At 44.0% G+C, this 24,549-nt stretch carries 28 protein-coding genes; 18 read left to right on the forward strand and 10 right to left on the reverse strand.

What is annotated here, in order from left to right:
- Positions 1-221 precede the first annotated feature (221 nt).
- Positions 222-1,424 carry a glycerate kinase gene (locus tag AB6D06_RS10280; protein ID WP_372100600.1) on the reverse strand — a complete coding sequence of 401 codons (1,203 nt, stop codon included), beginning with the start codon at positions 1,422-1,424 and terminating at the stop codon, positions 222-224.
- 427 nt (positions 1,425-1,851) lie between these two features.
- Between AB6D06_RS10280 and yiaK the strand changes: the two genes are divergently transcribed.
- The 13 genes from yiaK (at position 1,852) to AB6D06_RS10345 (ending at position 13,231) form a co-directional block, all read left to right on the forward strand.
- Positions 1,852-2,853: a 3-dehydro-L-gulonate 2-dehydrogenase gene (yiaK, locus tag AB6D06_RS10285; RefSeq protein ID WP_017058863.1), complete on the forward strand. Its 1,002-nt coding sequence runs from the start codon at positions 1,852-1,854 to the stop codon at positions 2,851-2,853.
- Positions 2,854-2,877: 24 nt separating this feature from the next.
- A complete protein-coding gene (locus AB6D06_RS10290; RefSeq protein ID WP_017058864.1) occupies positions 2,878-3,366 on the forward strand; it encodes a TRAP transporter small permease in 489 nt (162 codons plus the stop codon).
- Positions 3,366-4,646, forward strand: coding sequence for a TRAP transporter large permease subunit (locus AB6D06_RS10295; protein ID WP_372100602.1), 1,281 nt, complete (start codon positions 3,366-3,368; stop codon positions 4,644-4,646). Before AB6D06_RS10290 ends, AB6D06_RS10295 begins: the two co-directional genes overlap by 1 nt.
- Before the next feature lie 21 nt (positions 4,647-4,667).
- Complete coding sequence (locus AB6D06_RS10300) at positions 4,668-5,642, forward strand: DctP family TRAP transporter solute-binding subunit (protein ID WP_017058866.1); 975 nt, start codon at positions 4,668-4,670, stop codon at positions 5,640-5,642.
- A gap of 94 nt (positions 5,643-5,736) precedes the next feature.
- Positions 5,737-6,447, forward strand: a complete 711-nt coding sequence (locus tag AB6D06_RS10305) for an L-ribulose-5-phosphate 4-epimerase (protein ID WP_017058867.1) — start codon at positions 5,737-5,739, stop codon at positions 6,445-6,447.
- A 10-nt stretch (positions 6,448-6,457) separates the two neighbouring features.
- Positions 6,458-7,300 (forward strand): Cof-type HAD-IIB family hydrolase, encoded by an 843-nt coding sequence (locus tag AB6D06_RS10310; RefSeq protein ID WP_372100604.1) that lies wholly within the window; start codon positions 6,458-6,460, stop codon positions 7,298-7,300.
- A gap of 44 nt (positions 7,301-7,344) precedes the next feature.
- The gene (locus tag AB6D06_RS10315; protein WP_017058869.1) at positions 7,345-7,833 is read left to right on the forward strand and encodes a YhcH/YjgK/YiaL family protein; all 489 of its coding nucleotides are present in this window, start codon (positions 7,345-7,347) and stop codon (positions 7,831-7,833) included.
- Positions 7,833-9,326 carry an FGGY-family carbohydrate kinase gene (locus tag AB6D06_RS10320; RefSeq protein WP_017058870.1) on the forward strand — a complete coding sequence of 498 codons (1,494 nt, stop codon included), beginning with the start codon at positions 7,833-7,835 and terminating at the stop codon, positions 9,324-9,326. The genes AB6D06_RS10315 and AB6D06_RS10320 overlap by 1 nt, the downstream gene beginning before the upstream one ends.
- Positions 9,319-9,963: a 3-keto-L-gulonate-6-phosphate decarboxylase UlaD gene (locus AB6D06_RS10325; RefSeq protein ID WP_017058871.1), complete on the forward strand. Its 645-nt coding sequence runs from the start codon at positions 9,319-9,321 to the stop codon at positions 9,961-9,963. Before AB6D06_RS10320 ends, AB6D06_RS10325 begins: the two co-directional genes overlap by 8 nt.
- A 7-nt stretch (positions 9,964-9,970) precedes the next feature.
- Positions 9,971-10,729: an IclR family transcriptional regulator gene (locus AB6D06_RS10330; protein WP_017058872.1), complete on the forward strand. Its 759-nt coding sequence runs from the start codon at positions 9,971-9,973 to the stop codon at positions 10,727-10,729.
- A 9-nt stretch (positions 10,730-10,738) separates the two neighbouring features.
- Entirely contained in the window at positions 10,739-11,608 is an 870-nt protein-coding gene (locus tag AB6D06_RS10335; protein ID WP_372100607.1) for an L-ribulose-5-phosphate 3-epimerase, read from the forward strand.
- A gap of 10 nt (positions 11,609-11,618) precedes the next feature.
- Complete coding sequence (locus AB6D06_RS10340) at positions 11,619-11,942, forward strand: hypothetical protein (RefSeq protein WP_108155357.1); 324 nt, start codon at positions 11,619-11,621, stop codon at positions 11,940-11,942.
- Positions 11,943-12,031: 89 nt separating this feature from the next.
- On the forward strand, positions 12,032-13,231 hold the full coding sequence (locus tag AB6D06_RS10345; protein WP_102332373.1) for an MFS transporter: 1,200 nt from the start codon (positions 12,032-12,034) through the stop codon (positions 13,229-13,231).
- A gap of 199 nt (positions 13,232-13,430) precedes the next feature.
- Here AB6D06_RS10345 and AB6D06_RS10350 read toward each other — a convergent pair whose 3' ends face one another.
- The 3 genes from AB6D06_RS10350 to AB6D06_RS10360 all read right to left on the reverse strand — a co-directional run bounded on the left by AB6D06_RS10350 (position 13,431) and on the right by AB6D06_RS10360 (position 15,127).
- Complete coding sequence (locus tag AB6D06_RS10350; protein WP_009845892.1) at positions 13,431-13,568, reverse strand: hypothetical protein; 138 nt, start codon at positions 13,566-13,568, stop codon at positions 13,431-13,433.
- Between the two features lie 251 nt (positions 13,569-13,819).
- Positions 13,820-14,491 (reverse strand): ribulose-phosphate 3-epimerase, encoded by a 672-nt coding sequence (gene rpe, locus AB6D06_RS10355; RefSeq protein ID WP_102332372.1) that lies wholly within the window; start codon positions 14,489-14,491, stop codon positions 13,820-13,822.
- A 36-nt stretch (positions 14,492-14,527) separates the two neighbouring features.
- Positions 14,528-15,127 carry an HAD family phosphatase gene (locus AB6D06_RS10360; protein WP_017060914.1) on the reverse strand — a complete coding sequence of 200 codons (600 nt, stop codon included), beginning with the start codon at positions 15,125-15,127 and terminating at the stop codon, positions 14,528-14,530.
- A gap of 245 nt (positions 15,128-15,372) precedes the next feature.
- Between AB6D06_RS10360 and AB6D06_RS10365 the strand changes: the two genes are divergently transcribed.
- Positions 15,373-15,582, forward strand: coding sequence for a hypothetical protein (locus AB6D06_RS10365; RefSeq protein WP_009845895.1), 210 nt, complete (start codon positions 15,373-15,375; stop codon positions 15,580-15,582).
- 163 nt (positions 15,583-15,745) lie between these two features.
- Here the strand turns inward: AB6D06_RS10365 and AB6D06_RS10370 are convergent, their stop codons facing one another.
- From AB6D06_RS10370 to AB6D06_RS10395, 6 genes are all read right to left on the reverse strand, one after another.
- A complete protein-coding gene (locus AB6D06_RS10370; protein ID WP_017065671.1) occupies positions 15,746-16,627 on the reverse strand; it encodes an L-ribulose-5-phosphate 3-epimerase in 882 nt (293 codons plus the stop codon).
- A gap of 8 nt (positions 16,628-16,635) precedes the next feature.
- Positions 16,636-17,283: a 3-keto-L-gulonate-6-phosphate decarboxylase UlaD gene (locus AB6D06_RS10375; protein ID WP_017064001.1), complete on the reverse strand. Its 648-nt coding sequence runs from the start codon at positions 17,281-17,283 to the stop codon at positions 16,636-16,638.
- Between the two features lie 4 nt (positions 17,284-17,287).
- Entirely contained in the window at positions 17,288-18,109 is an 822-nt protein-coding gene (locus tag AB6D06_RS10380) for a pyridoxal phosphatase (protein ID WP_372100609.1), read from the reverse strand.
- A gap of 87 nt (positions 18,110-18,196) precedes the next feature.
- A complete protein-coding gene (locus AB6D06_RS10385; RefSeq protein ID WP_017064003.1) occupies positions 18,197-18,895 on the reverse strand; it encodes an L-ribulose-5-phosphate 4-epimerase in 699 nt (232 codons plus the stop codon).
- 10 nt (positions 18,896-18,905) lie between these two features.
- Positions 18,906-19,373 carry a PTS sugar transporter subunit IIA gene (locus AB6D06_RS10390; protein ID WP_017064004.1) on the reverse strand — a complete coding sequence of 156 codons (468 nt, stop codon included), beginning with the start codon at positions 19,371-19,373 and terminating at the stop codon, positions 18,906-18,908.
- 66 nt (positions 19,374-19,439) lie between these two features.
- Positions 19,440-21,278 carry a PTS ascorbate-specific subunit IIBC gene (locus AB6D06_RS10395; protein ID WP_017060920.1) on the reverse strand — a complete coding sequence of 613 codons (1,839 nt, stop codon included), beginning with the start codon at positions 21,276-21,278 and terminating at the stop codon, positions 19,440-19,442.
- Between the two features lie 339 nt (positions 21,279-21,617).
- Here AB6D06_RS10395 and ulaR point away from each other — a divergent pair, with 339 nt between their 5' ends.
- The 4 genes from ulaR (at position 21,618) to AB6D06_RS10415 (ending at position 24,540) form a co-directional block, all read left to right on the forward strand.
- Positions 21,618-22,373 carry an HTH-type transcriptional regulator UlaR gene (gene ulaR / locus AB6D06_RS10400; protein WP_017064005.1) on the forward strand — a complete coding sequence of 252 codons (756 nt, stop codon included), beginning with the start codon at positions 21,618-21,620 and terminating at the stop codon, positions 22,371-22,373.
- A 120-nt stretch (positions 22,374-22,493) separates the two neighbouring features.
- Positions 22,494-23,561 carry an L-ascorbate 6-phosphate lactonase gene (gene ulaG / locus AB6D06_RS10405; protein WP_017060922.1) on the forward strand — a complete coding sequence of 356 codons (1,068 nt, stop codon included), beginning with the start codon at positions 22,494-22,496 and terminating at the stop codon, positions 23,559-23,561.
- A gap of 68 nt (positions 23,562-23,629) precedes the next feature.
- Complete coding sequence (locus tag AB6D06_RS10410) at positions 23,630-23,872, forward strand: hypothetical protein (RefSeq protein WP_017065673.1); 243 nt, start codon at positions 23,630-23,632, stop codon at positions 23,870-23,872.
- 206 nt (positions 23,873-24,078) lie between these two features.
- Positions 24,079-24,540 carry a hypothetical protein gene (locus AB6D06_RS10415; protein ID WP_017064007.1) on the forward strand — a complete coding sequence of 154 codons (462 nt, stop codon included), beginning with the start codon at positions 24,079-24,081 and terminating at the stop codon, positions 24,538-24,540.
- Positions 24,541-24,549: the final 9 nt, after the last annotated feature.

Consider the following 24,549-nt stretch of genomic DNA (forward strand, 5'->3'; position numbering starts at 1 on the left):
ATTCATCACACAAAACCACGCAGTAATTAAGGATATAGAATACGCCTGGGCTAAAGTAAAATATAATCGTTTGTATTTATCGTTATCATGGATAAAACCTATCAAATTAATGATCTAAATCATAATCATTCAATATTGACAATAATATTTACAATATAATAATCATGAACTTACAACACGAAGAAAACCAAAGCTAGGCGCAGCCTACCTCGTAGAAGCCACTATTTTTGAGATATTTTGTGACCTAACCGTAAAGTCGCTGCGATATTTCTTGCCGTTCTTGTTAAGTTAAGCTCCGCCTCTTGTAATACTTTTTCTAAAGTTTGTGGCGATCTTACAGTTCCAAACAAGCTGCTCATTTCGCCGTAAAGCGCTTCTACTTCGGTGCCTAAAGATCCGGCAATTCCTATGGTTGGAATGCCCTGTAAGCTCGCACGTTTGGCAATGCCATAAGGTGTTTTTCCTTGCAGAGTTTGATTGTCCATCTGCCCTTCACCGGTAATCACAAGGTCGGCACCTTTCAACACATCATCGGCTTGCAAAACGTCCAGTACCATCTCGATACCGGGTTTAATTTGCATGTTGAATAGCAAACCAAGTCCCATCGGCGAGCCACCAGCCGCACCATAACCCATACGCTTTTGAACGGATTCACCGCCGTCTACACAACCTTGCGTTTCTGCGACTTGAGCAAAATTCGCAAGCGCCTTATCAAGCATTAAGACTTGTTCAGGTGTCGCTCCTTTTTGCGGACCAAATACATGGCTGGCACCGTTATCGCCACACAATGGATTATCAACATCGCATGCCACAATCAACTCGACATCTGCATAGCGCGAATCCAAACCTGTAAGATCTATTGATGCTAATTCTGCAAGTGCAGCACCACCTCGGCCAAGCTCTTGTCCAGTACTATCTTGCCCTTTGCCATCTTGCCCTTTACTAACTAACAAGCGTCCACCTAATGCTTGAACAATACCTGCACCGCCATCATTAGTTGCACTGCCACCCAATCCAAGAATAATCGTTTGAGCGCCCTGCTCTATCGCCTCCAAAATCAATTGCCCCGTTCCGAATGAAGAAGCAATCAATGGATCACGCTGCTCTGGTTTCAACAAGTCCAAACCCGATGCAGCAGCAATTTCAACCAGTGCCGTTTTGTTCGGGTTGCTATTGGATGACTCAAGCATCGCCCATTCAGCATTAACTTGTTGCCCTAACGGCCCTTCGACTTGATGTGTTCGCTTTTGCCCTGCTAAGCCTTGCAGTAATACATCTACCGTACCTTCACCGCCATCGGCCAAAGGTAAGATCACATAGTCAGCGTCAGGGAAGATTTCACGAAAGCCCTTTTCAATACACGCCGCCACCGATACAGCCGATAAAGATTCTTTAAACGAGTCTGGTGCAATAACAATTTTCATAGAAGTAAGCTCCAATGCTTAACGAATATCGACCAAGAAATAATTCCAAAACAACAAAACCACTATATAGAAGACTGCTCAACTGTACGGATTTCCCTCTCTAAATTTGACCCTTCGCTCAGATTTCAACGCCACTATTTTATATTCAGTAAAGTTACTGTTTGCTCGAATTCCATAATTTGACAAGTTTATTCCGCCGAACTTATCGAATTTCATTAGATTTAGTCTTAGAAACCAGATCCTGAACACGCTTTTTGTTTCGCATTACGGAATCATGAAATCTTTTTGTTTCACTTTTTAACCAGTTAACAGTTATCAGAGAAAAACTTAATAAGGAAATATTTCGCAACTTTGCTCACAGAATATTTTCGGAATAACAACAATAATTGATTCCGCATTATGGAATTTAACTTATCGGAGAGCACTGATGCCTTTAGTATCTACAGAGAAACTACAACAAGAATATGAACGAATCCTTTTGGCTAGAGACATGAAACCAGAGATGGCAAGCAAGCTTGCTGCAGGTTTTGTTGAAATGGCAAACGAAGGCACTTACTCACATGGCATCAACCGTTTTCCGGTATTCATTGACCAAGTAGATAAAGGTCAAATCAAATTAAATGCCGAGCCAGAATGTGTTAACAGCATGGGAGCACTAGAGCAATGGGATTGTAACTACGGACCTGGCGTTCTTAATGGTCTTATCTGTGCAGAACGTGCAATGGAATTAGCACGTGACTACGGTATCGGCATGGTCGGTATGCGTAATTCGAACCACTGGATGCGTGGCGGAGCTTACGTATTAAAAATGGCTCGTGAAGGTTTCGCAGGGATTGCATCGACAAACTCAATAGCAGTAATGCCAGCATGGGGTGGTAAAGATCACCGTGTCGGTTCAAACCCTCTAATCATGGCAGTAGCTGGCGATCCACCTGTTGTTGTTGATTGCTCAATGACTCAATTCTCTTACGGCCAACTTCAAAATTTCGTCCTTGCTGACAAAGAACTGCCTGTCGTCGGCGGCTTCGATGATAACGGCGAACTAACCAAAGACCCACATGTACTTTGGGAAAATAAACGTCTACTTCCAATGGGCTTTTGGAAAGGTTCATCAATGGCAATCGTGCTAGACATGATGCTAACTGCCATCACTGGCGGCCACTCAGTACCCGCACTAACTGAAGATATGGGTGGTGAGTTTGGTGTATCTCAATTCCTTATCGCTATCGACCTAAGCAAGACAATGGACCAAAGCACTTACGCACAAGAGATGAAGCGCATTCGTGACTACGTACTTGAATCAGAGCCTGCAGAAACTGGCTCAGTGATGATTGCTGGTTCTGAAATTGAAAACTTCATCAAGAAACACGAAGCAGCTGGCGGCATTGAAATCAATGATGGAATTTGGGAACAGATTACATCTCTGTAATTTGCCAAAGGTAGGGAAAGCTTTATGCAAAGTGTATTTAAGAGTATTTGGAAAAGTATCGATGTCATCATGGCGGTCATTCTGACTTGTATGATTATTCTCGTATTTACAAACGTAGTTTTACGCTACGGCTTTTCTTCTGGTCTTCGTCCCTCTGTAGAACTATCTCGCCTTGGTCTTGTATGGATTGTCATGCTTGGTGCAGCCGTTGTGCTGCGCCGAGGTGAGCACCTCGCGGTTTCGGAATTCTCTGAACGACTATTCCCTAAAGCAGTACCCGTACTAAGACGAATTTGTTGGGTAATTGTATTGATATCAGTTGGCATGCTTTACGTTGGTTCATACCGTCAAATGATGTCCAACTGGTCAGATATTTCTCAACTAACAGGGCTTCCTTCAGCATTATTTTACTTAGCTGGCGTGGTATCAGGCGCGTTAATGGGTGTGATTGCCTTTGTACGAATCTTCAAACCAGACTGGCAGCTAGATAGCTTAGAAGAGGAGAAAGAATAATGACGTTAGCCATTTTCTTATCGGTATTGATTGTCTCAATCTTACTTGGTCTTCCTGTCGCATTTGCACTGTTGTTGTCTTCAATGGCGTTGATGCTTCATATGGACTTCTTTAGTGCAGACATTCTTGCGCAGTCTTTAATTAATGGTGTCGACAGCTTTACTTTGCTTGCCATCCCATTCTTCCTTATTGCAGGAGAAGTAATGGCATCGGGTGGTTTGTCACAGCGTATTGTCCGCTTAGCGACCACTTACGTTGGGCATCGTCAAGGTGGTTTAGGTTACGTCGCAATCATGACGTCGGTATTACTTGCTGGCCTTTCAGGTTCCGCTGTAGCAGATGCCGCAGCCTTGGTAAGTATTCTTTACCCAATGATGAAAGCAGCGAAATACCCAGAAGCACCTTCAATGGGTCTATTGGCATCCGGCGGTATCATCGCACCTGTTATCCCACCTTCAATACCTTTGATTTTGGTTGGTGTTGCTGGCGGTATCTCAATTAAAAACCTATTCCTAGGCGGCATTGTTCCAGGCCTGTTGATGGGTATGACATTGATGTTTGTTTGGCGTTGGACGGTTCGTAGAGAAAATCTAGCGACCTCAGAAAAAGCGACAAAAGCAGAAAAGCGCGCAGCACTGAAAGATGGTGTTTGGGCATTGATGCTGCCAGTCATCATCATTGTTGGTATTCGCTTTGGTATTTTCACCCCAACAGAAGCGGCAGTCGTTGCGGCGGCATACGCAATCTTTATCTCTACGTTTGTGTACAAAGAACTCACCATTAAGAAGTTCTATCACATCGTACTGAACGCAGGTCGTTCGACCGCAATGGTAATGTTCTTAGTAGGTTGTGCAATGGTTGCAGCTTGGCTAATTACTGTTGCTCAACTTCCTCAACAACTCGCAGAAATGTTAGGTCCACTAGTGGATAGCCCTCGTCTACTCATGGCAGTGATTATGTTGCTTGTGCTGTGTGTTGGCATGGTTATGGACTTGAGCCCAACAATTCTGATTCTTGTACCTCTATTAATGCCTGTCATCAAGATGGCTGGGATTGACCCAACGTACTTCGGACTCTTGTTCGTTATTAACTGTTCAATTGGTCTGATTACGCCTCCTGTAGGCACCGTACTGAACGTAGTGTGTGGTGTAGCTAGAGTTCCTATGTCAACGGCTGTGAAAGGTGTATTGCCATTCATCGCTGCGTACATGGCTCTGCTCACACTGTTTGTCATCTTCCCAAGCATTATCACTGTGCCAATGTCGTTTGTCATTGGTTAATCCTCGACGGAGAAAATAATAATGAAATCCCTACTAAAACTTACGTTACTTGCTTCAACGATTGCATTGAGCTCAAACGCGCTTGCAACAACCACTCTAAAACTGGCGCACGCTGCACCAGAGTCAGATTTGCAACAAGACCTATCTTTGTTCTTTAAGAAAGAAGTAGAAGCTCGTTCAAACGGCGAAATCAAAGTAAACGTATACCCACAAGGTCAACTGGGCAGTGATAAGCAAATGATCGATGGCTCACGCGCTGGCATCGTTGATTTAGCGATGGTTGGCCTAAACAACTACAACGGTCTAATGCCTGAATCAGCAGCATTCACACTCCCATTCATGTTTCCAGATCGTCAAACAGCCTACAAAGTACTAGACGGCGAACCGGGTAAAGAAGTGCTAGCGAACTTCGAGAAATTCGGTCTTAAAGGCCTTGGTTTCCCAGAAAATGGTTACCGCAACATGACCAACAACGAGAAGCCGATTCGTCTACCTTCAGATGTAAAAGGCCTACAAATGCGTGTTAACGGCTCGAAAGCACTGAATGACATGTTCAATGAACTAGGGGCTAACCCGCAGCAACTTCCAGTATCTGAACTTTATACTGCACTTGAAACAGGCGTTGTTGACTCTCAAGACCACCCAATTTCTGTAACGCTGTCTTTCAAATTTGATGAAGTACAAAAATACCTAAGCCTTACACAACACGCATACTCGCCACTGGTTCTTACTATGAACCTACGTAAGTTCGACAAGCTAACTGAGGAAGAGCAAAAAATCATCGAAGAGGTTTCTGCTGAAGCCGTGGCAATGCAGCGAGAGCTAAGCATCCAGAAAGAAGACAAGATGATTGCTCAGCTAGAAGCGAACGGTATGCAAGTAAACCGTGATGTTGATGGCGCAGCTTTCCAACAAGCAATTCAGCCAGTATGGAGCGCTTACATCGAGAAAAATGGCGATGTCATGATCAACAAGATCAAGCTAGCCACTAAGTAACGCGATTGAGTGCGATTGCCTAGCGCGTTTTTGGCTAAGAATTTAGCTAGGCAATCAACTCGTACTTCAACTCAATACAACATAGGCAAATACCATGTCTCAAGAACCAAACGCGTATCAAGAATTAAAAGAACGAGTGTTCGCAGCAAACTTACAACTTCCTAAATATGGCTTAGTTACTTTCACATGGGGCAATGTCTCTGAGATTGACCGCGAACGCGGCGTTATTGCCATCAAACCATCTGGTGTGGAATACGATGTAATGACGGCAGACGACATTGTGGTACTGGATTTAGAAGGCAACCGTATTGAAGGCAAGCTAAACCCTTCAAGTGACACAGCAACCCACGTTGAGCTTTACAAAGCCTTCCCAAACATTGGCGGCATTGTTCATACGCACTCTCGCAACGCGACCATTTGGGCACAAGCAGGCCGAGATATTCCAGCACTAGGCACAACACACGCCGATTACTTCTACGGCGATGTCCCTTGTACTCGATTACTCACTAAATCTGAAATTGAGTCTGAGTACGAGAAAAATACGGGCTTAGTGATCATTGAAGAATTCAACCAACGTGATATCGACCCACAAGCAATGCCAGGCGTGATCATCGCGGGCCATGCGCCATTCACATGGGGCAAAGATGGTTCAGACGCAGTGCACAACGCGGTAGTAATGGAAGAGATTGCAGCTATGGCAACCGCCACTCGCTCAATCAGCCCAGAAGTCGCTATTCAACCAGAACTGCTCGATAAGCACTACAACCGTAAGCACGGTAAGAACTCATACTACGGACAGAAGTAAGGTTTCACACATGGATCAGCTGTTTACGCATCAGTCATCTAAGCACAAGCTATTGGCACTCGATCTCGATGGTACCGTTCTTAATTCACAGCACACGATTAGCCAAGAGTTAGTCGAGACGATCAAACAGATCGCTCAGCACACTCATGTGGTTATCGTTACCGGGCGCCACCATGTTGCGGCGAAGCCTTATTACAACCAGCTTGGCTTATCGACCCCAATAATTTGTTGCAACGGCACTTACATCTTTGATTATCAGAACGATACTGTCATTCAAGAAAACGCCATAGACAAGGCCATCGCAGCCGAATTTATTACGCTTTCTCAAGCACATAACTTAAAGATGGTGATGTACGTTCGTGATGCCATGCTCTATTCAAGAGCTCGTCCAATTGAATACATGGAAGCCCTGTTGACGTGGTCTCAAACCTTCCCGGAAAGCCAACGCCCCAATATTCAAAAAGTCGACGATTTCCAGTATGAGGCTCAAAGCTCTGACTATGTGTGGAAATTTGTTGTGGAAGGCGAAGTAAACACGTTTGCCGAGGTTCCTTTCGTAAAAGAGAACTTCAATGGCGAACGGTCTTGGATTGACCGGGTCGATTTCGCCGCAACGGGAAACAGCAAAGGTAATGCGTTGACTCGCTACATCGAACCTCTAGGGATCGATCTAGATGAGTGCATCGCCGTAGGAGACAACCATAACGATATCTCAATGCTTAAGGTCGTTGGGCTCGGCGTCGCGATGCAAAATGCCGACGACACGGTAAAGGGTGCTGCGAACCTGATCACACAAAAAAATAACGATGATGAGACAGGGCTCGCTGAACTCTTACACCGCTTATTTACCTAACCCTGCTCGTTTCTTGATAGCCGTTTATTTTATAAGAGAATTTTATGTTAGTCGGAAATACTCAACTTACTCAAATCAGTAAATCGTATCCTGTCGTTATTCAAAACGTGCTTGAGTACTTGAACAGCATCGACAAAGAACAACTCGCTCTAGGTCGCCATGAACTGCCAGGTTTTGATTCAAAACAGGCATGGTTTGTTGTACTGGAATATGACAAAGAGCCACTAGGTAACTTCCAACCTGAAGTCCATAAATACCATTCTGATCTGCAGATCATTCTGGAAGGTTCTGAGGTGATGGCTTGGGCAATCGATACAGGCGAACACAGCAACGCGCAGCCTTATAACCAAGAACGTGATCTTCAATTCTACGAATATCCGGGAATTGAACTGAGCTTCATCCATGCAAAACGCAATCAATTTTATTTGTTCACGCCAAATATCGTGCACATCACCAATATTGAAAATGATGACAGCCAACCAGTAAGAAAACTGGTGGTGAAGATTCACAACGATTTACTGGAAGCCAAGTAATGAATTACTACATTGGAATTGATTCTGGCGGCACTTTTATGAAAGCCGCGTTGTTTAACGAAAAAGGTGAGCAACAAGGCCTTGCTCGCGTATCGGCGAGCGTCATTAACGAGAAGCAAGGCTGGGTAGAACGCGATCTTGATGCCTTATGGGGAAACGCGGTCGACGTCATTAAACAGCTTCTAGATACCACAAAAGTCGATCCATTAGACATCAAAGGCTTAAGTATTTCAGCCCAAGGCAAAGGCGTTTATCTGCTTGATAAAACGGGACAAAACCTTGGTCATGGCATTATGTCTTCAGACTCGCGTTCGCTACCTATTGTTAAAGAGTGGCTCGAACAAGGCAAAGCACAAGAGATCTACCCAACCACACTGCAAACACTTTGGACAGGTCACCCGGTTTCTATCATTCGTTGGATCAAAGACAACGATGCAGAACGCTATAACAACATTGGCGCAGTGATGATGTCTCACGACTATCTTCGCTATCGTCTAACGGGCGAAGTGGCCGCGGAACTAACCAATATTTCAGAAAGTAACTTTTTCAACTCCATCACTGGTGAGTATGACAAAGCCCTTTTAAAAACATTTGGTATCGAAGAAGTTTGGGATGCGCTCCCTCCGGTTGTGAAACCTCAGCAACAAGCAGGAAAAATCACCGCGGCAGTCGCAACAGAGACAGGTCTTGCACTTGGAACTCCTGTATTTGGCGGGTTGTTTGATGTGGTATCAACCGCGATTTGTTCTGGAATCAACTCTTCTGAAGACACTCTGAATTACGTAATGGGTACTTGGGCGGTCACGTCTGGTATCTCAAAGCAAGTCACTCAAGAGACGCACAACTTTGTCTATGGCCATTACGCTGTCGATGGTGAATACATCATTCATGAAGCAAGCCCTACCTCAGCGGGCAATTACGAATGGTTCGCCGATTACCTTGGTGACAATGGTCAACTCGACCACCAGCAAAACCAAGCATTAGTTGAAGCATTAGACACGGCATCAAGCAGCCTCTATTTCGTGCCATTTCTTTACGGTTCTAACCAAGGTCTCGGCTTGAAGTCAGGCTTCTACGGGCTGCAATCGCACCATACAAAAGGTCACCTGATTCAAGCGATTTGGGAAGGTATTTTGTTCTGTCACAACATACATCTTGAACGTATGCGCCAGCGTTTTCCGAAAGCAAACGTATTGAAAGTGACCGGCGGCCCTGCGTCTAGTCCTGTATGGATGCAAATGCTGGCTGACCTAACCGGTATGACGGTTGAAATATCAGACGTTGATGAAACGGGCTCATTAGGCGCAGCCATGATGGCGATGGTGGGAGCAGGCGAATTCACATCACTAGAAGAATGCACGCAAGCCATTACCAATTCTGCATCACGTGTTGAACCAAATCCTGAACATTACGACCTATACCAAACAAAATATAAGCACTATCAAAGACTGGTGCAGTTGTTCAAACAATTTGAGGATGAAATGAATGTCTAAGCCCTTATTACAAATGGCACTTGATGCCAATGATATCGACACTGCATTAGCCTCAATAGAGCATGTTGCAGATAAGTTAGATGTGATTGAAATCGGGACGATTTTAGCCTTCGCCCACGGCGTAGATAGCGTAAGAATCCTACGAGAAAAATACCCAAGCCACATCATTGTGTGTGATATGAAAATCACCGATGCCAGCGCTATTTTAACGCGTCTAGCAATGGAAGCGGGGGCCAACTGGGTAACCGTGAGTGCAGCGGCTCATATCGAAACAATACGTTCAGCCAAAAAAGTGACTGACGAATTTGGTGGCGAGGTACAAATTGAGCTCTATGGACACTGGACTCTAGACGACGCAAGAGCATGGGTCGACATGGGTATTAAACAAGCAATTTATCACCGCTCACGTGATGCTGAGCTCGCAGGTGTGAGCTGGACCGAAGAAGATTTGATAAAAATGCAGAAATTATCGGATATTGGAATTGAACTATCCATAACTGGTGGTATTGTGCCAGACGATCTGCATTTGTTTAAGAATCTGTCTGCAAAGTCATTTATTGCTGGTCGTGCATTAGCCGGTAGCAATGGCCGTGACATCGCAGAAAACTTCCATACTGAAATAGGTAAACACTGGTAGCACATATATGAGTGAGCAAATTAAATCGTTGTCTAAAGCACTGACTGTATTGGAATTCCTTGGGAACTACCCGAATGGAGTTTCTCTACAAAAAGTGTCTGAAGGGACAGGCTTCAACAAGTCTTCTGTCCACCGTATTTTAGCGACGTTTGAAGCCTCTGGTTATGTTGCTCAAATGTGTTCAGGTAAAGAATATCGCTTAACAATGAAGTTGGTTCAGCTAGGACATGCTGCTATCAACTCTGATGTCACTGGCACGGTTAAGCCATATCTATCTGAACTGCTCGACGATGTGAATGAAACGGTTAACTTTCTCTCTTTTGATGCTGACAACATCATTTTTAAAGACAAGTTCGAACCCGTTAACTCTGCCTTTAGAACTCGAACCTACGTCGGGCTGCATTCACCAATGTACTGCTCTGCTGCAGGTAAATGTTACCTCGCATTCAGCTCAGAGAGCGTTCGAGAAACCTACTGGCAACGCAATGTCAGCACGATGAAGCCGTTAACTGAGAATACGATTCTCGATAAGTCTCAGTTTTTTGATGTTCTCGATAAAATCAAAGCGCGTGGTTATGCGCTTGATGATGAAGAGAACGAAGCGGGTATCTCTTGTGTTGCTGTTCCTATTTTTGACAAGAACAAATCTCCTGTATACGCGGTAAGTGTCTCGTCGCTTACGCCCAAAATGAAAGCACTCGGCTACGAAGAAATTGCTAGCAGAATTCAAGACATTACAACGCGTATAGAACAACAACTCTTTTAAGGAAAAAGAATGTTTGATTCTAAAAACAAATTCAGATTAGGTATTTACGAAAAAGCGATGCCAACTTCCCTTACTTGGGAAGAGCGCCTGATTCACGCGAAAGAAGCGGGCTTCGACTTTGTGGAAATTTCTGTCGATGAGACCGATGAGCGACGCGCTCGTTTGGATTGGTCTGATGAAGAAATTTACGAGCTTCGTCGCCTTTGTGAAAAGCACCAAGTGCCTTTCCAATCGATGTGTTTAAGCGCGCACCGTAAATTCCCATTTGGTTCTATGGATGAAGCTATTCGCACGGAATCGCTGATCATCATGGAGAAAGCGATTTCATTAGCATACAAACTGGGTATTCGTTGTATTCAAATGGCGGGCTACGACGTGTATTACGAGCCGCAATCCGCTGAAACTCACGCTCGCTTCATTGAAGGCATGCAACAAGCCACCAAAATGGCGGAGCGTGCAGGCATCATGTTAGGTGTGGAGATCATGGATACCCCGTACCTTAACTCTCTGAGCAAATTTGAAGTACTTAAGCGTGAAATCCCATCACCTTACTTCATGGCTTACCCAGACGTAGGTAATATTTCTGGTTGGAACTACGACGTGTGTACCGAGCTAAAATTGAGCCGCGATCACCTAGTACAAGTTCACCTTAAAGACACGTTACGAGTTTCAGAAACCTGTAAAGGTCAGTTCAGAGATCTGGTGATTGGTGAAGGCCAAGTCGACTTCCCTGCTATTTTCAAAACACTTGCTGAAATTGATTACAGCGCACCATTAGTGATTGAAATGTGGGCTCAAAATGACAACTGGTTCGAAGATATCAAACAAGCGAAAGCAACATTGAAATCTATCGCAAACCAATCTGGCTTTGAACTGTAAGGAAACGACCATGACTATTTTTCGCACCGCTTTTTTTGAAGCTGATTTAACTGAAGAACAAAAGCAAGACTTCTATCAATACATGGAAAATGAAGTCGCGCCTATTATTCGCACATTCCCGAATAACCAAGGGTTAACGCTGAATAAGCCTGAAGCGATTGAAACTGAAAGCCATAAAAACCTACTGCTTATGATGCAACACAGTTACGAGAACGAGTCAGCAATGGCAGCGGCTTTAGATTCTGAGCAACGAATCAAAAGTATGCATGCGACCAAAGTGATTATTGAGAAATACAAAATTCATGTTCATCACATCAATTTTGTTCGTGATTAACGGCTGAATAGGCAATACACCGTAAAGTCTCAATCGAAAAGCAGAAGATCATCTTCTGCTTTTTTTATCGCTATTGATAAGGAATCACTATGAAAGTATTCCCGTTAAAAGATGCCCCACTGGTTTTGCTGTCTCTGATATTTTTTATCTGGGGACTCATTACCGTTTCAAGTAACTCCCTCATTCCCTATTACAAAGAAGCTTTCTCTCTCGATTATAAAATGGCGATGCTCTTCCCCATGGCCTTTTTTATAACGCGAATAACAGTTTCGCTTCCAACGTCATTTGTGATGGCGAAAGTGGGTTATAGAAGTACATTGAAGTTCTGCTTGATGTGGTGCCTTTTCGGCTGCCTAACGATGGCATATTTGGTCCGAGGAGAACAACTGGTTACAACCCTGCTTGGTATCTTGTTGATGGCTTCAGGAGTATCGGCCATTCAAGTTGTGAGTTCACCTTACGTATCACTACTCTCGACACCTGATAAGAGCGTTATACGTCAAAGTGTGGCGACAGCATCGAACTCCGTTGGCACTGTGCTTGGCCCGTTAGTACTTACCGCAGTGATCCTCGTGGCGACAAGTTTTAACGTCGACAACACCGCCCATCAAGTGTCGTATCTGTTCTTACTCATCGCCCTGTTCTTTTTCGGCTTGTTGGTATTTTTTAGCAAAATGACGCTTCCAGATATCAAACCAAAACAGATGACCGGCTTTTGGCGAGGGTTAACACTTCTAATTAAAAATCAGCAATTTATGAAGTTAGCGTTGGTACTCTTGCTGTACATAGGTGTCGAGGTCAGTTTTGGAACCTTTACTATTACGTACCTTGCCGATCAGCAATATGGCGGCCTTGGTTTGGTATCCGCAACACAGATCATCGCTCTTTATTGGGTATTCATGTTTGTTGGCAGAGTGCTATTCGCAAAGTTCGGCAATACAGTAAACAAACATTATCTATTCTCACTGTCTTGCGTAATTGCAGCTTTGATTAGTGCCATTGCGATGTATCAAAATCATGTTTGGATAGGCTATTTAATGCTTTTCATCGGGCTATGTAATTCAGCTCTCTACCCTATCATTTACGCACAAGCGCTACATGCGTCCGGTAAGCAAAGCTCACAAGGGGCAGCGATTCTAATCATGTGTTCCATTGGAGGGGTTATTTTGCCATTCGCACAGGCGAGCTTGATTGATGAGATGTCGCTGAGCACGAGTTATATTGCGCCTACATTAGCGTATCTATTGATGGTGGCTTTGTATTGGGCGAGCTTAAAACATCGTATTTGAACCATCGGTTTGATACGTCGCTTGGCTTGAAGAAGTAAAGAAGTTTAGGGGGCAATCGATAGCGAGAAATTCGGCCTGAATGGCTTAGAGGTGAGAAAAAAGATACAGAGAATGGATGTAATGCTTCTGATATTAATTTGTGTCAGTGAGTGGCTAATCACCACCACTGATCACACTTAACGCAGGTTTATTTAAGAAATTAAACCCAAGCAGAAGCAACAAGTAGGATAATTGCACCCATGATAACGGTAGACTTAGCAAAAAATAGAACTTCATTCATTACTGAAGGTTTTGCTAGTGATGCGTTGTTTTCATTTGTGATTACTGTAGCGTTCATACTGTGTTCTCATCGTTGTGTGATCTGAGGTCAATTTTGCGCCATTATGTGACCAAAGTCAATAATAACTGTAGTTTTATTACACAACAATCTAAACTCCAATTGAAGAGCACACCAACCAAACAACGCCTCGAAACCTCTGCTTACTCCACGTAATTTTTCATTCAATCAACATCCATTAGATACAAAAAAAAGCCCGAAGCCTGATACACAGAACACTTCGAGCCTTTGTACGGCAATAGGTACACAACTTAATTCAATTGAGCCAACTCCGAGCGCATTGAACCGATGACTTGTCCATAATCTTCACTATCAAAAATAGCCGAGCCAGCAACAAACATATCCGCACCCGCTTCAGCAATCTCTTTTATGTTGTTAACTTTCACACCGCCATCGACTTCTAAGCGAATATCACGCCCAGATTCATTAATGCGTGATCGGATTGAACGTAGCTTATCAAGCGTAGCTGGGATGAAAGATTGACCGCCGAAGCCAGGGTTCACCGACATCACTAATATCAGGTCAACTTTATCTATGATGTAATCAAGATGACTCAACGGCGTTGCAGGGTTTAATACAACTCCGGCTTGGCACCCGTGCTCTTTAATTAACTGTAAAGTACGGTCAACATGCTCTGACGCTTCTACATGAAACGTAATCATCGTCGCACCCGCTTCAGCAAATTGAGGCACCAGTTGATCAACAGGCTTTGCCATTAAATGCACGTCAATCGGCGCTGTAATTCCAAAATCTCGTAGTGCTTTTAATACTGGCGCACCAAAAGTCAGGTTGGGTACATAGTGGTTATCCATAACATCAAAATGAATAACATCAGCCCCAGCCGCGAGAACACGTTCTACGTCCTCACCAAGGCGAGCCAAATCAGCAGAAAGAATCGAAGGTGCGATAAGATATTGTTTCATTGTTTTCCTAGTTATTTTTGTATCGTTAAATTCTGTTTAGCTAGCTGGAACAAACTGGGTTATGCGCCCATCCTCGACCATATAACAATCCATACCTGCAGCCGTTGCAGCGTGTTGCCCAATGATCGTATCTTCAAATACCACACAATCCGTCGGATCAAGTTCTAGCTGCCTTGCGACTTTCAAGAAAGTATCTGGGTTAGGTTTATGATTTTCTACGTCATCCGAAGTCACTATTGTGCGTATCATTGAAGGGATGTCCGTCGTCTTGAGAATCGCCCTCGCATGCTTTGCCTGCGCACCAGTGCCAATTCCAATTTTTTTCAATTGATACTGTTGCTGCAAGAGCGCATAAGTTTCAGGGATAACATCGCCTTTGTGCTCAATGGCTTCGAAGTTGGCGATTTTATCCGAGGTGATTTCCTGGGCATCCAATGTTAGGTCGTAACGCTTTAGGAGCTCTTGCGTGACTTTTCTCGATGGCATTCCACCAAGTTGATCTAACCATTCTTTGTCGTAGGGAATGCCGAACTTCTCACAAGTTTGTTGCCATGCATGAGCATGTGCCACCATAGAATTGACCAGAGTCCCATCGAGATCAAAAATAATTCCTTTATATTTATCTAACTTTGGCATCGTCAATCTCTCATCTGTTTTGAGACTCATAGTACTAATCGCACTAGATAAAACCTATTCATGATCTTCTTAATATGATCTTATTCAACAATCCGACAATTAACCGAAGTGATGCAATAAAAGCCGTTGTTTTACTATTGAAATCATATTTTGAGCACATCTCACCCATTTTTACTTAAACGAACTAGAGATGCATAAATTGAAGATGATATAGTCCACCAAAATCAAATACCTTGGACATGACCATGCATTCTAGCGACATCATCAAATTGGCAAATTTAGGCGTTAATATCGAAATTTCAAAAGACTCTTCATTGCATCCTTCTGATGCGTTGGAAGTGGTAAAGATTGTTGCTGAAATCGGTAGCCAAATCGTCATCAAAAAGAAGTACCACACAGACTACCTGATTCAGATGGCTGAAGTGGGCCGTGATCATGTGACTATTGCTGTTTAAGAACAGCCACTATTTCGAAATTGACATAACCTCAGCTTCAACAGTTTAGAGCGACATGTTGATATAAAAATGCAGCATATTGGGGGGCAATATGCTGCATTTTCTCTTTTCGTTAGGAGCACCGAGAACGCAAAGAGAAACTAGTTAATAATTCTAAGTAGAGTTAGTGGTCAAACAACATCGGAACACCCGTTTGCACACAAACATCATTCAGTCGTTTTTGTGCCGTAAGGATATTCTCTTTCCAACGTTCATCTTGAGCCCACATCTCAATCACGAGTGGTACGACGCACTCAGTCTCTTTCAACGTTTCAAAAATGGCATTGAAGTCGACTTCACCATCACCAATTACTAGGTCTCGGAATTGACCTTTGTATTCGTCAGTCACTTTATAAGTGTCTTTGAGGTGAATCTGAGTGATATGGGGCTTACTCAACTTCAGTTCCGTTACTATGTCGTAATTCCAACCGGAGATATTACCCACATCTGGGTACGCCGTGAAATAAGGTGAATTGACTTCACGACTCAGTACTTCAAACTTGCTCAAAGAGTTCAAGTAATCGGTATCCATGATCTCCACAGCGAGCATAACGCCCGACCTTTCCGCCAACTGCGCAGAAAGCTTCATGCCTTCAATGAACCTCTGGTGAGTCACCTTATCCGCAGGCTCGTAGTAAACGTCATACCCAGCCAATTGGATGGTACGAATACCCAATTTGTAAGCGAGTGAGATCGCTTTTTCCATATGGATAGCCGCTTGTTCACGAATCACCGGATCTGCAGATCCAAATGGGAACTTGCGATGCGCGCTTAAACACATGGATTGCAGCGGTACACCATGCTTTTCACACAGGCGACGTAAGACATACACTTCATCGTCATTCCAATCCAAACGGCTACGGCGCTCGTCTGATTCATCTACCGATATCTCAAGAAAATCAAAGCCGAGCTCTTTGGTTGTTGCCAGTTTGTCTTCCCAGCTGAGTTCGTTAGGTAGGGCCTTCTCATAAAGCCCTACTCGGTGGCGTAATAAGTTTTGGTACATAACGCCTCCTAATTCCAGTAACGGTCGATCTGAGCTTTTAGTGCTTCTGCTGTTTCTTTACCTTTTTCACCCGCAAGTGCGCGACCTGCAATAAAGGTTTTCGCTTTAATGCCTTCAAATAGGTAAAGGTCTTCAGGCACGATGCCACCTGTGATAGAAAGCTCGATGCCCATTTCAGACAATGCACGCATCTTCACAAGATCTTCTTCAGTCCAGCCCACACCAGCTAATTCAGCGTCACGAGAACGGTGATAGATAGCTTGAGAGATACCTAGGTCGACCCAAGATTGAGCATCGTCCATTGTCCAATTGCCGTAAATTTCGATTTGTATTTCACCGTTAAATTCGTCAGCGACTTTCTTACACGCACCAATGGTTGCGATGTGTGCAGCCGCAGAAACGGTTATCCAATCAGCACCCGCTTCGAATGCCATTCGAGCCAAAATTGCGCCGCCATCGGTGGTTTTCATATCGCACACAAGGATATGGTCTGGGTGGTTTTTACGAAGGGTAGAAACCGCTGTCATACCTTCAGCAAAAGCCAAAATAGTGCCCACTTCAATCACATCAACAAAGCTTTCAACGTTGTTTGCCACTTCAATTGCGGCAGGAAGATTTGTTTGGTCTAGGGCGATCTGAATCATTGGTTTAGTCATGTTGTTATCCTTTAATTTGTTCACGTATTAGACGGGCTAAGCCATCATGGTTGTTATCTGTTGAGCACACGCGTTGAACGTGTGATTTGACGATGTCATCAGCATTGAGCATCGCTACACCGAATCCGGCGTACTTAATCATGGATATGTCGTTGTGGTTATCACCGACGGCAATGACGTCATCGGCGTGATAACCGAGTTCTGCGATGTATTCAGCAAGGCGTAGGCCCTTACTGTTACCTTTTGCAGCAAAGTCGATTCGGTTTGACCAAGAACGCTCACCGTTGAAGTTCTCTCCTATCCATGGGTGTTGCATTAAACGGTCGACGGAATCTTGGCTCCCCTCTACCACAAACTTCCAAACGTGTTCAGCTTGTTGAGCTGTTTCTATGAATGATTCCACTTGGTAAATTTGTGGGCGATGTTGCTCTGGTGCCGTTTCAGCCCAGCTTTCCAATGCCAACATGTAGGCAAATGGGTTGTACTGTGAGTACGTCATGGCATGAGTTATATACATCACCATCTTGAGCTGAAACTCGTCAGCCATGTTAATGAAAGTAAGTGCCTTATCTTTCTCTATGGCGTTTTGAGTCAATACCGTTTCAGTTTGATAGTCATAAACATAAGTGCCGTTACAGCAAATGATTGGCGTATCTAACCCCAATTCGTAGTAATAAGGTCGTGCTGCTGTGTGGTGTCGACCAGTCACAATCACGACATGACAACTTTGTTTGGCTTCTTGGATCGCCTTTTTTACTTCTGGATGAATCGTGTGATCATCCTTTAACACGGTTCCATCGAGATCTAACGCCAGCACTTTATACATAGAGTCCTCTACTTATTCCCTGAAGTCGGGCCTAATCAATATTGAAGCTACTTCGAATAGAAACGACTTACTTAAACGAAATCCGATTTACTGTTGGCCGTAATAAGCATTTTCACCGTGCTTACGTAAGTAGTGTTTGTCGGATAGTTCTGGCTGAATTTTGATGCCGCTATTCAAGGTGCGCGTTGCCAACGCCATTGCCGACACTTCTTCTAATACCACCGCGTTATGAACGGCGTCGTTGGCATCTTTGCCCCAAGAGAACGGCGCATGTCCTGCAACAATCACACTTGGAACGGCCATTGGATCGATTCGACGTTGCTTGAACTCTTCAATAATCACCAAGCCAGTATTTTTCTCGTACTCTTCAGAAATTTCAGAGTGAGACAATCGACGTGTACATGGGATGTCACCGTAGAAATAATCAGCGTGAGTGGTGCCTAAGGCTGGGATGTCGATACCCGCTTGTGCCCAAATGGTGGCACTGCGTGAATGCGTGTGAACAATGCCACTCACTTCAGGGAAAGCTTTATAGAGCTCTAAGTGCGTTGCGGTATCGCTTGAAGGATTGAGTTTCCCTTCAACAACCTTGCCTTCGAGATCGACGACCACCATGTCTTCAGCCGTCATATCACTGTATTCGACACCTGATGGTTTAATCGCTATCACTCCGTTAACACGGTCAAACTCAGAGACATTACCCCAAGTAAATGTCACCAAACCGTATTTCGGAAGTTGCAAATTGGCTTCTAAAACACGTTGTTTCAATTGGCTATATTTAGACATCGTTGCCTCCTTACGCCGCTTCCGCTTGAAGCAATGCAGCATCAATTAAACGCGCCACTTCTTCTGGGCTTTTGCACGCGCGAAGTTTTGAGAAGTCTTCATCGAATTCAATCAAGTTCGCCACTTGCATGGTGCCTTCGATGTGCTCTTCTGAGTCCTTACCCGCTAGTGTTATCAGCACATCTACAGGCTCATCAACACCTTCAAACGTAATTGGCGTTTCAAGCACGGTTAGCGCAAACCCAGTACGAATAACACCGTCTTCAGGGCGGCAATGTGGCAGTGCGAACGCATCGTGAATACAGATATAAGGGCCTTCTTCACCAATCGCTTTGGTAATCGCGTCGTAGTAACGCTCTTCTGCAATACCCGCTTTCACCAATGCATCAGTCCCAAGCTTGATCGCCGCTTTCCAGTCAGCTGCTTTTGCGTTCAGTAGGATAGAGTTATTCTTGATAAGAGATTCTTTTAAGTTCATGTTATTGCTCACTTATATAATTGTTTTTATTGGCTCAGCAGTGCGACACCACTGAGCCGTTTTTAATTATTTATGGAAGTTGTTCTCGATGATGGAAACAAGTTCGTCGCCGAAAGTTTTCACCATAATCATGTTCTTAACCGCTAACTGTTGCTTACCTTCCGGCAGACCCGTGATCTTCGCTGCAAGAGCAACCGAAGTAACGATGATGTCGAATGAACCAAGGTGTGATTTGTAATCAGTGATGGCGCTGTTAAAGGTCGAGCTGGGGATGCCTTTCTTGTCCAAATACTCTTTGATTTTCTTAGAGCACATCATTGAAGAACCTTGTCCTGAGCCACAGCACACTAAGACACGAACCGGTTTCTGGTCAGCGGCTGGTGAGATTCGAGTTTCTGATGTTGTAGAAGCTGCCGTTGTTGAAACAGATGGTGCTTCAGCGGTTGCTGTCGATTGTTGTGGAACCGCGACTTCAACCTCAATACCTTCAGGCGTTACTGCGGTCATTGTTTCAGCAGCAGCTTCTGCGTCTTCTTCAGCTCGTAGTTGCTTAGAAGCGAAGTACATGTAGATGCCAGCCAAAGCCAAAATCACAAAGAAGAACATGCTAGAGCTTGAGATACCTTGCATGATTGGTGGGAATACCAGAGCCCAGTCAGCCATGCCCATCCAGCCATTAAACTCAGTACCTGATTGAGCGAAGATATGGATTGCCCACGCAGAGCCAACCACTTCGATGATGCCCATCACGAAACAGATCTTCATCACCGCTTTCCAGCCACCAAAGTGGTTAGCAAACACACCGATAGTGGCGTTCGAGAAGAACATTGGGATAAAGCCAGGAATGATCATGATTGGTGCGTCAAACGCTAGCATTGCAAGAACAGCGGTGAATTGACCCACTGCGCCCCACATGAAACCAAATACCATTGCGTTAGGAGAGTAGGCGTAAATAGCCGCACAATCGATTGCTAAAACAGCGTTAGGAATAAGGCGTTGAGAAATACCGTTAAATGCCTCGGACAGTTCCGCAACGAACATGCGAACACCAGTAACGATGACTTGAATGGCAACAGCGAATTTCAAACCAGTTTCAAAAATGTAGATAAACCAGTGCGTTTTACCTGCCATGTCCTGAAGGTTATCAAGACCGAACGAAAGAAGAATAATGCCGAAGAAGCCAGTCATTACTAACGTTGTTGCAGCGATACTGTCGTGGAAAATGTGTAACCACTTAGGCAGTTTGATGTGGTCAACACTGTCGTTCTTGTCGCCAAGCTTCGGTGCAACCTTGGTGGCTACCCATGAAGCAAACTGTTGTTGGTGACCAATCGAGAAACCCGCACCACCAGTGACTTCTTGAGTCGGCTTGAACATGATGTTTGAGGAGATACCCCAGTACAACGCCATCAATATTGCTGAATAAATAATGGTTTCCCACATACCTGCACCAAGTACGAAGTAGAAAACAGCAATGAGGCCAGCTTGCTGGAACATGATATGCCCAGTCAGCATGATGGTTCTGATACCCGTAATACGTCGGAAGGCAACAAGTAGAATGTTTAGCCCAAGAGCCAGTAATACTGCATACCCAACCCAAGAGTAGTTGTCGCCCATGGTTTCCATGGTGGACATCATGGAGGTGTACGGGTCAATTACCGATCCCGTTAATCCATGTATTTCACTCATTTTTTCAATAACCGGTTTAAAACCCGCTACCAATGTTCCTGCACCTACCTGCACTATCATGAAACCAACGATGGTTTTAATAGAGCCGGAGATAACAGTTGTTGCGTCACGTTTTAGAAGGATGTAGCCGAGACAAGTAACAAGACCGAGTAGCAACGGTGCTTTGGTCATTACCTGACTGTAAAAAATATAGAAAATATCGTATAAGAATTCCATATCTTTACCCCTGATTGATTTTTAATTTTAATGATTTGTAGGATGTGATGATTCTAGTTTTGCTCACGAACTAGACTTTACCAATCAAAAGTAATCATTCAATGCTCACTTGTGATTACTTTGATTTATATCAATTAACCACACCCAGAATGTGCTTAATTGAGCTTTAGATCACACGTAAAAATTATAAATACAATAAAATCAACCACTTATAAAAAATTGTGATTAATGTCTGGTTTTTATAGCGATGTGGTTTGACAATCATGATGGTGATTATTAGAATCAAAACAAATCAAAAGTAATCATTAAATTGTCACAACGACAAAAAGAGTGATAAATATGAATGAAGTACAAAGACATAACGGCATCTTGTCGCTGTTAGAAGATATGCAGACAATCAACGTCTCTCATATTATTGATAAATTTAGCGTTTCTCCTGCTACTGCTAGGCGCGATATCGCTAAGTTAGATGAAGTTGGCCGACTTAGAAAAATTCGAAATGGTGCGGAACGAGTAGAAACTCAGAAGAGAAAGTGGTCACCACTGAATATCAACAGCACTGAGTTCTATGAAGAGAAATCAGAGATTGCTCAAGCAGCTGCAGGGCTTTGTCAGGCTGGCGATACAGTCGTGATCAACTGTGGTTCGACGGCTTTCCTACTCGGTCAGCAATTATGTGGCGATGACGTTCAAATCGTAACGAACTACTTTCCACTCGCAAGCTACTTGATCAACGAAGATCATGACGATGTCATCATCATTGGTGGTCAATACAACAAAGCGCAGAACATCTTTCTAAACCCTGCCCCTAATTCATTAGGCGGCTATGCGGGAAACTGGATGTTCACCTCAGGTAAAGGCTTAACCGATGCCGGGCTGTACAAAGCCGACATGTTAACGGCCGTAGCCGAACAACAAATGCTCGAACAGGTCGATAAGCTTGTCGTCGTGGTCGATAGCTCAAAAGTTGGACAACGTACCGGAATGCTCTTTTGCAGCACCAAGCAAATAGACATCGTCATCACCGGTAAAGACGCCAATCCCGAAGTCGTAAAACTGATTGAAGCTCAAGGGACGCAAGTCATCCTAGTTTAAATCGCAGGGCTAACTAGCCCACCAATAATAATAAATTTAGCTCAGTGCCTTAATCCAAATTAAGGCGCTCGGCTCCCTACATCCAAAATTAATCAAATTATTGAAATAAAAGGTATTATCATGAGCAATGTAAACGAAATCACTCGCGAGTCTTGGATCCTAAATACATTCCCTGAGTGGGGCACATGGTTAAATGAAGAGATTGAACAAACAGTTGTGCAACCGGGTACGTTTTCTATGTGGTGGCTGGGTTGTACAGGTATTTGGCTAAAATCAGAAGAAGGTGCAAACCTATCAATGGACTTCTGGTGTGGTACTGGTAAAAAAACACAAGCCGTTCAAAAAATGAAAAACCAGCACCAAATGATGCGTATGGGCGGTGTGGAAGCACTTCAACCAAACCTACGTACCGCGATCTTCCCATTGGACCCTTTCGCTATCAAAGAGATCGATGCAGTTATGGCATCTCATGACCACGGCGACCACATTGATATCAACGTTGCAGCGGCAGTTCTACAAAACTGCGGCGACCACGTTAAATTCATTGGCCCTAAAGCGTGTGTTGATTTATGGATGAAATGGGGTGTGCCAGAAGATCGGTGTGTTATTGCTAAAGTTGGCGACGAGATCAAAATCAAAGACGTGAACATCAAGGTTCTTGACGCATTCGACCGTACAGCTCTAGTGACACTTCCTGAAGGAACATCTTCCCTAGACAAAGAAATTCTAGACGGAATGGACGACCGTGCAGTGAACTACCTAGTAGAAACAACAGGCGGTTCAGTTTACCACTCTGGTGATTCTCACTACTCAAACTACTATGCTAAACACGGTAATGACCACAAGATCGACGTTGCACTGCTTTCTTACGGTGAGAACCCACGTGGCGTAACAGACAAAATGACATCTTCAGACATTCTTCGTGCTGCTGAGTCTTTGAACTGTGAAGTAGTTGTTCCGTTCCACCACGACATTTGGGCTAACTTCCAAAATGACCCGCGTGAAATCGAAATGCTGTGGAACATGAAGAAAGAACGTCTTCAATACGGCTTCGCACCTTTCTTCTGGCAAGTTGGTGGTAAATACACATACCCAACAGATAAAGGCCGCATGCACTACCAGCACTTCCGTGGCTTTGCAGACATCTTCACAAATGACCCAGAACTGCCATACCGCGCATTCTTGTAAACATTAAGAAAAGCACTAACTAGGGAGCAATGCGCTCCCTTTTTTTATCATCGAATAAGGATGTTGATATGGTATTACGTGAGTTCAAAAAACATTTCAGTCGTGGCGACCTGAAAGCAGCAATTGGTGTCGTGTCCCCTGGAGCTAATGGTTATTACTTAATGGTCAAAAGTCATAAGTGGGGAGTAAACAGCTTTCTTGAATCCGACAGAAAAATGCAACCCAGGGTATTCAAGACTCAACAAGCTTTGTTGAACGCCGCTAAAGCGATCGGCTTTCCTTACCACTCGATCGATATCCAACATCTCTAACCGCTCATATTCCGATTAAATTAAGATCGGAGAGAGCCGTTATTCCAGCGGAACAAGCAAACCATTCGCCTAGCGAATAAAAGAAAACAGAAAGCATTTATTAATCCACTCGATAAAAATAATTCTTACAATTAAGCGTTTATATTCATTAATAATATTGGCGGCGGGCGGCATAATAGCCGCGAATCCTTCTAACGAGTTTGGTTATGTTCTACAAGCGTCTTTTGGTATTGGCTTTACCGCTTACTTTTGTGTTTCCCATCCATGCTGAAACATTTGGTGAGCGAATGGCGCGCATCGAACAAGAGAATGTACTGGCGAAAACCATGAGTGAAGAACAAGTTGAATTGATACAAAAAGTCGTACAGACCAATCACTGCGCTAAAGTGGCGTTAACCCATCACCAACGCATTTTGGGCCAATATAAGGTTGAGACATCTTCTTCTGAGTTATTCGTAAAATGGCGTCAACTCGGTAAGCAGTTAGACGCTCAATACGAGATGGATTACCCCGGCTACCCTAAGCACGCTTTTCAAGAATATCCTGCGGCTTCAGGCAAAGTCGATGGCTACCTTTTTGCTCTAATCGACAATGGTTTAAACGAGCAATCGTGGATCGCCAAAGAATTTAAGCAGTGTAAAAAGAATAAGCTCATATCCCGAACCTAAGCTCTAGTC

Origin of the sequence: Vibrio sp. 10N.239.311.G01 (genome assembly GCF_041465805.1) — a bacterium.
In the GTDB taxonomy this organism is placed as follows: domain Bacteria; phylum Pseudomonadota; class Gammaproteobacteria; order Enterobacterales; family Vibrionaceae; genus Vibrio; species Vibrio crassostreae_C.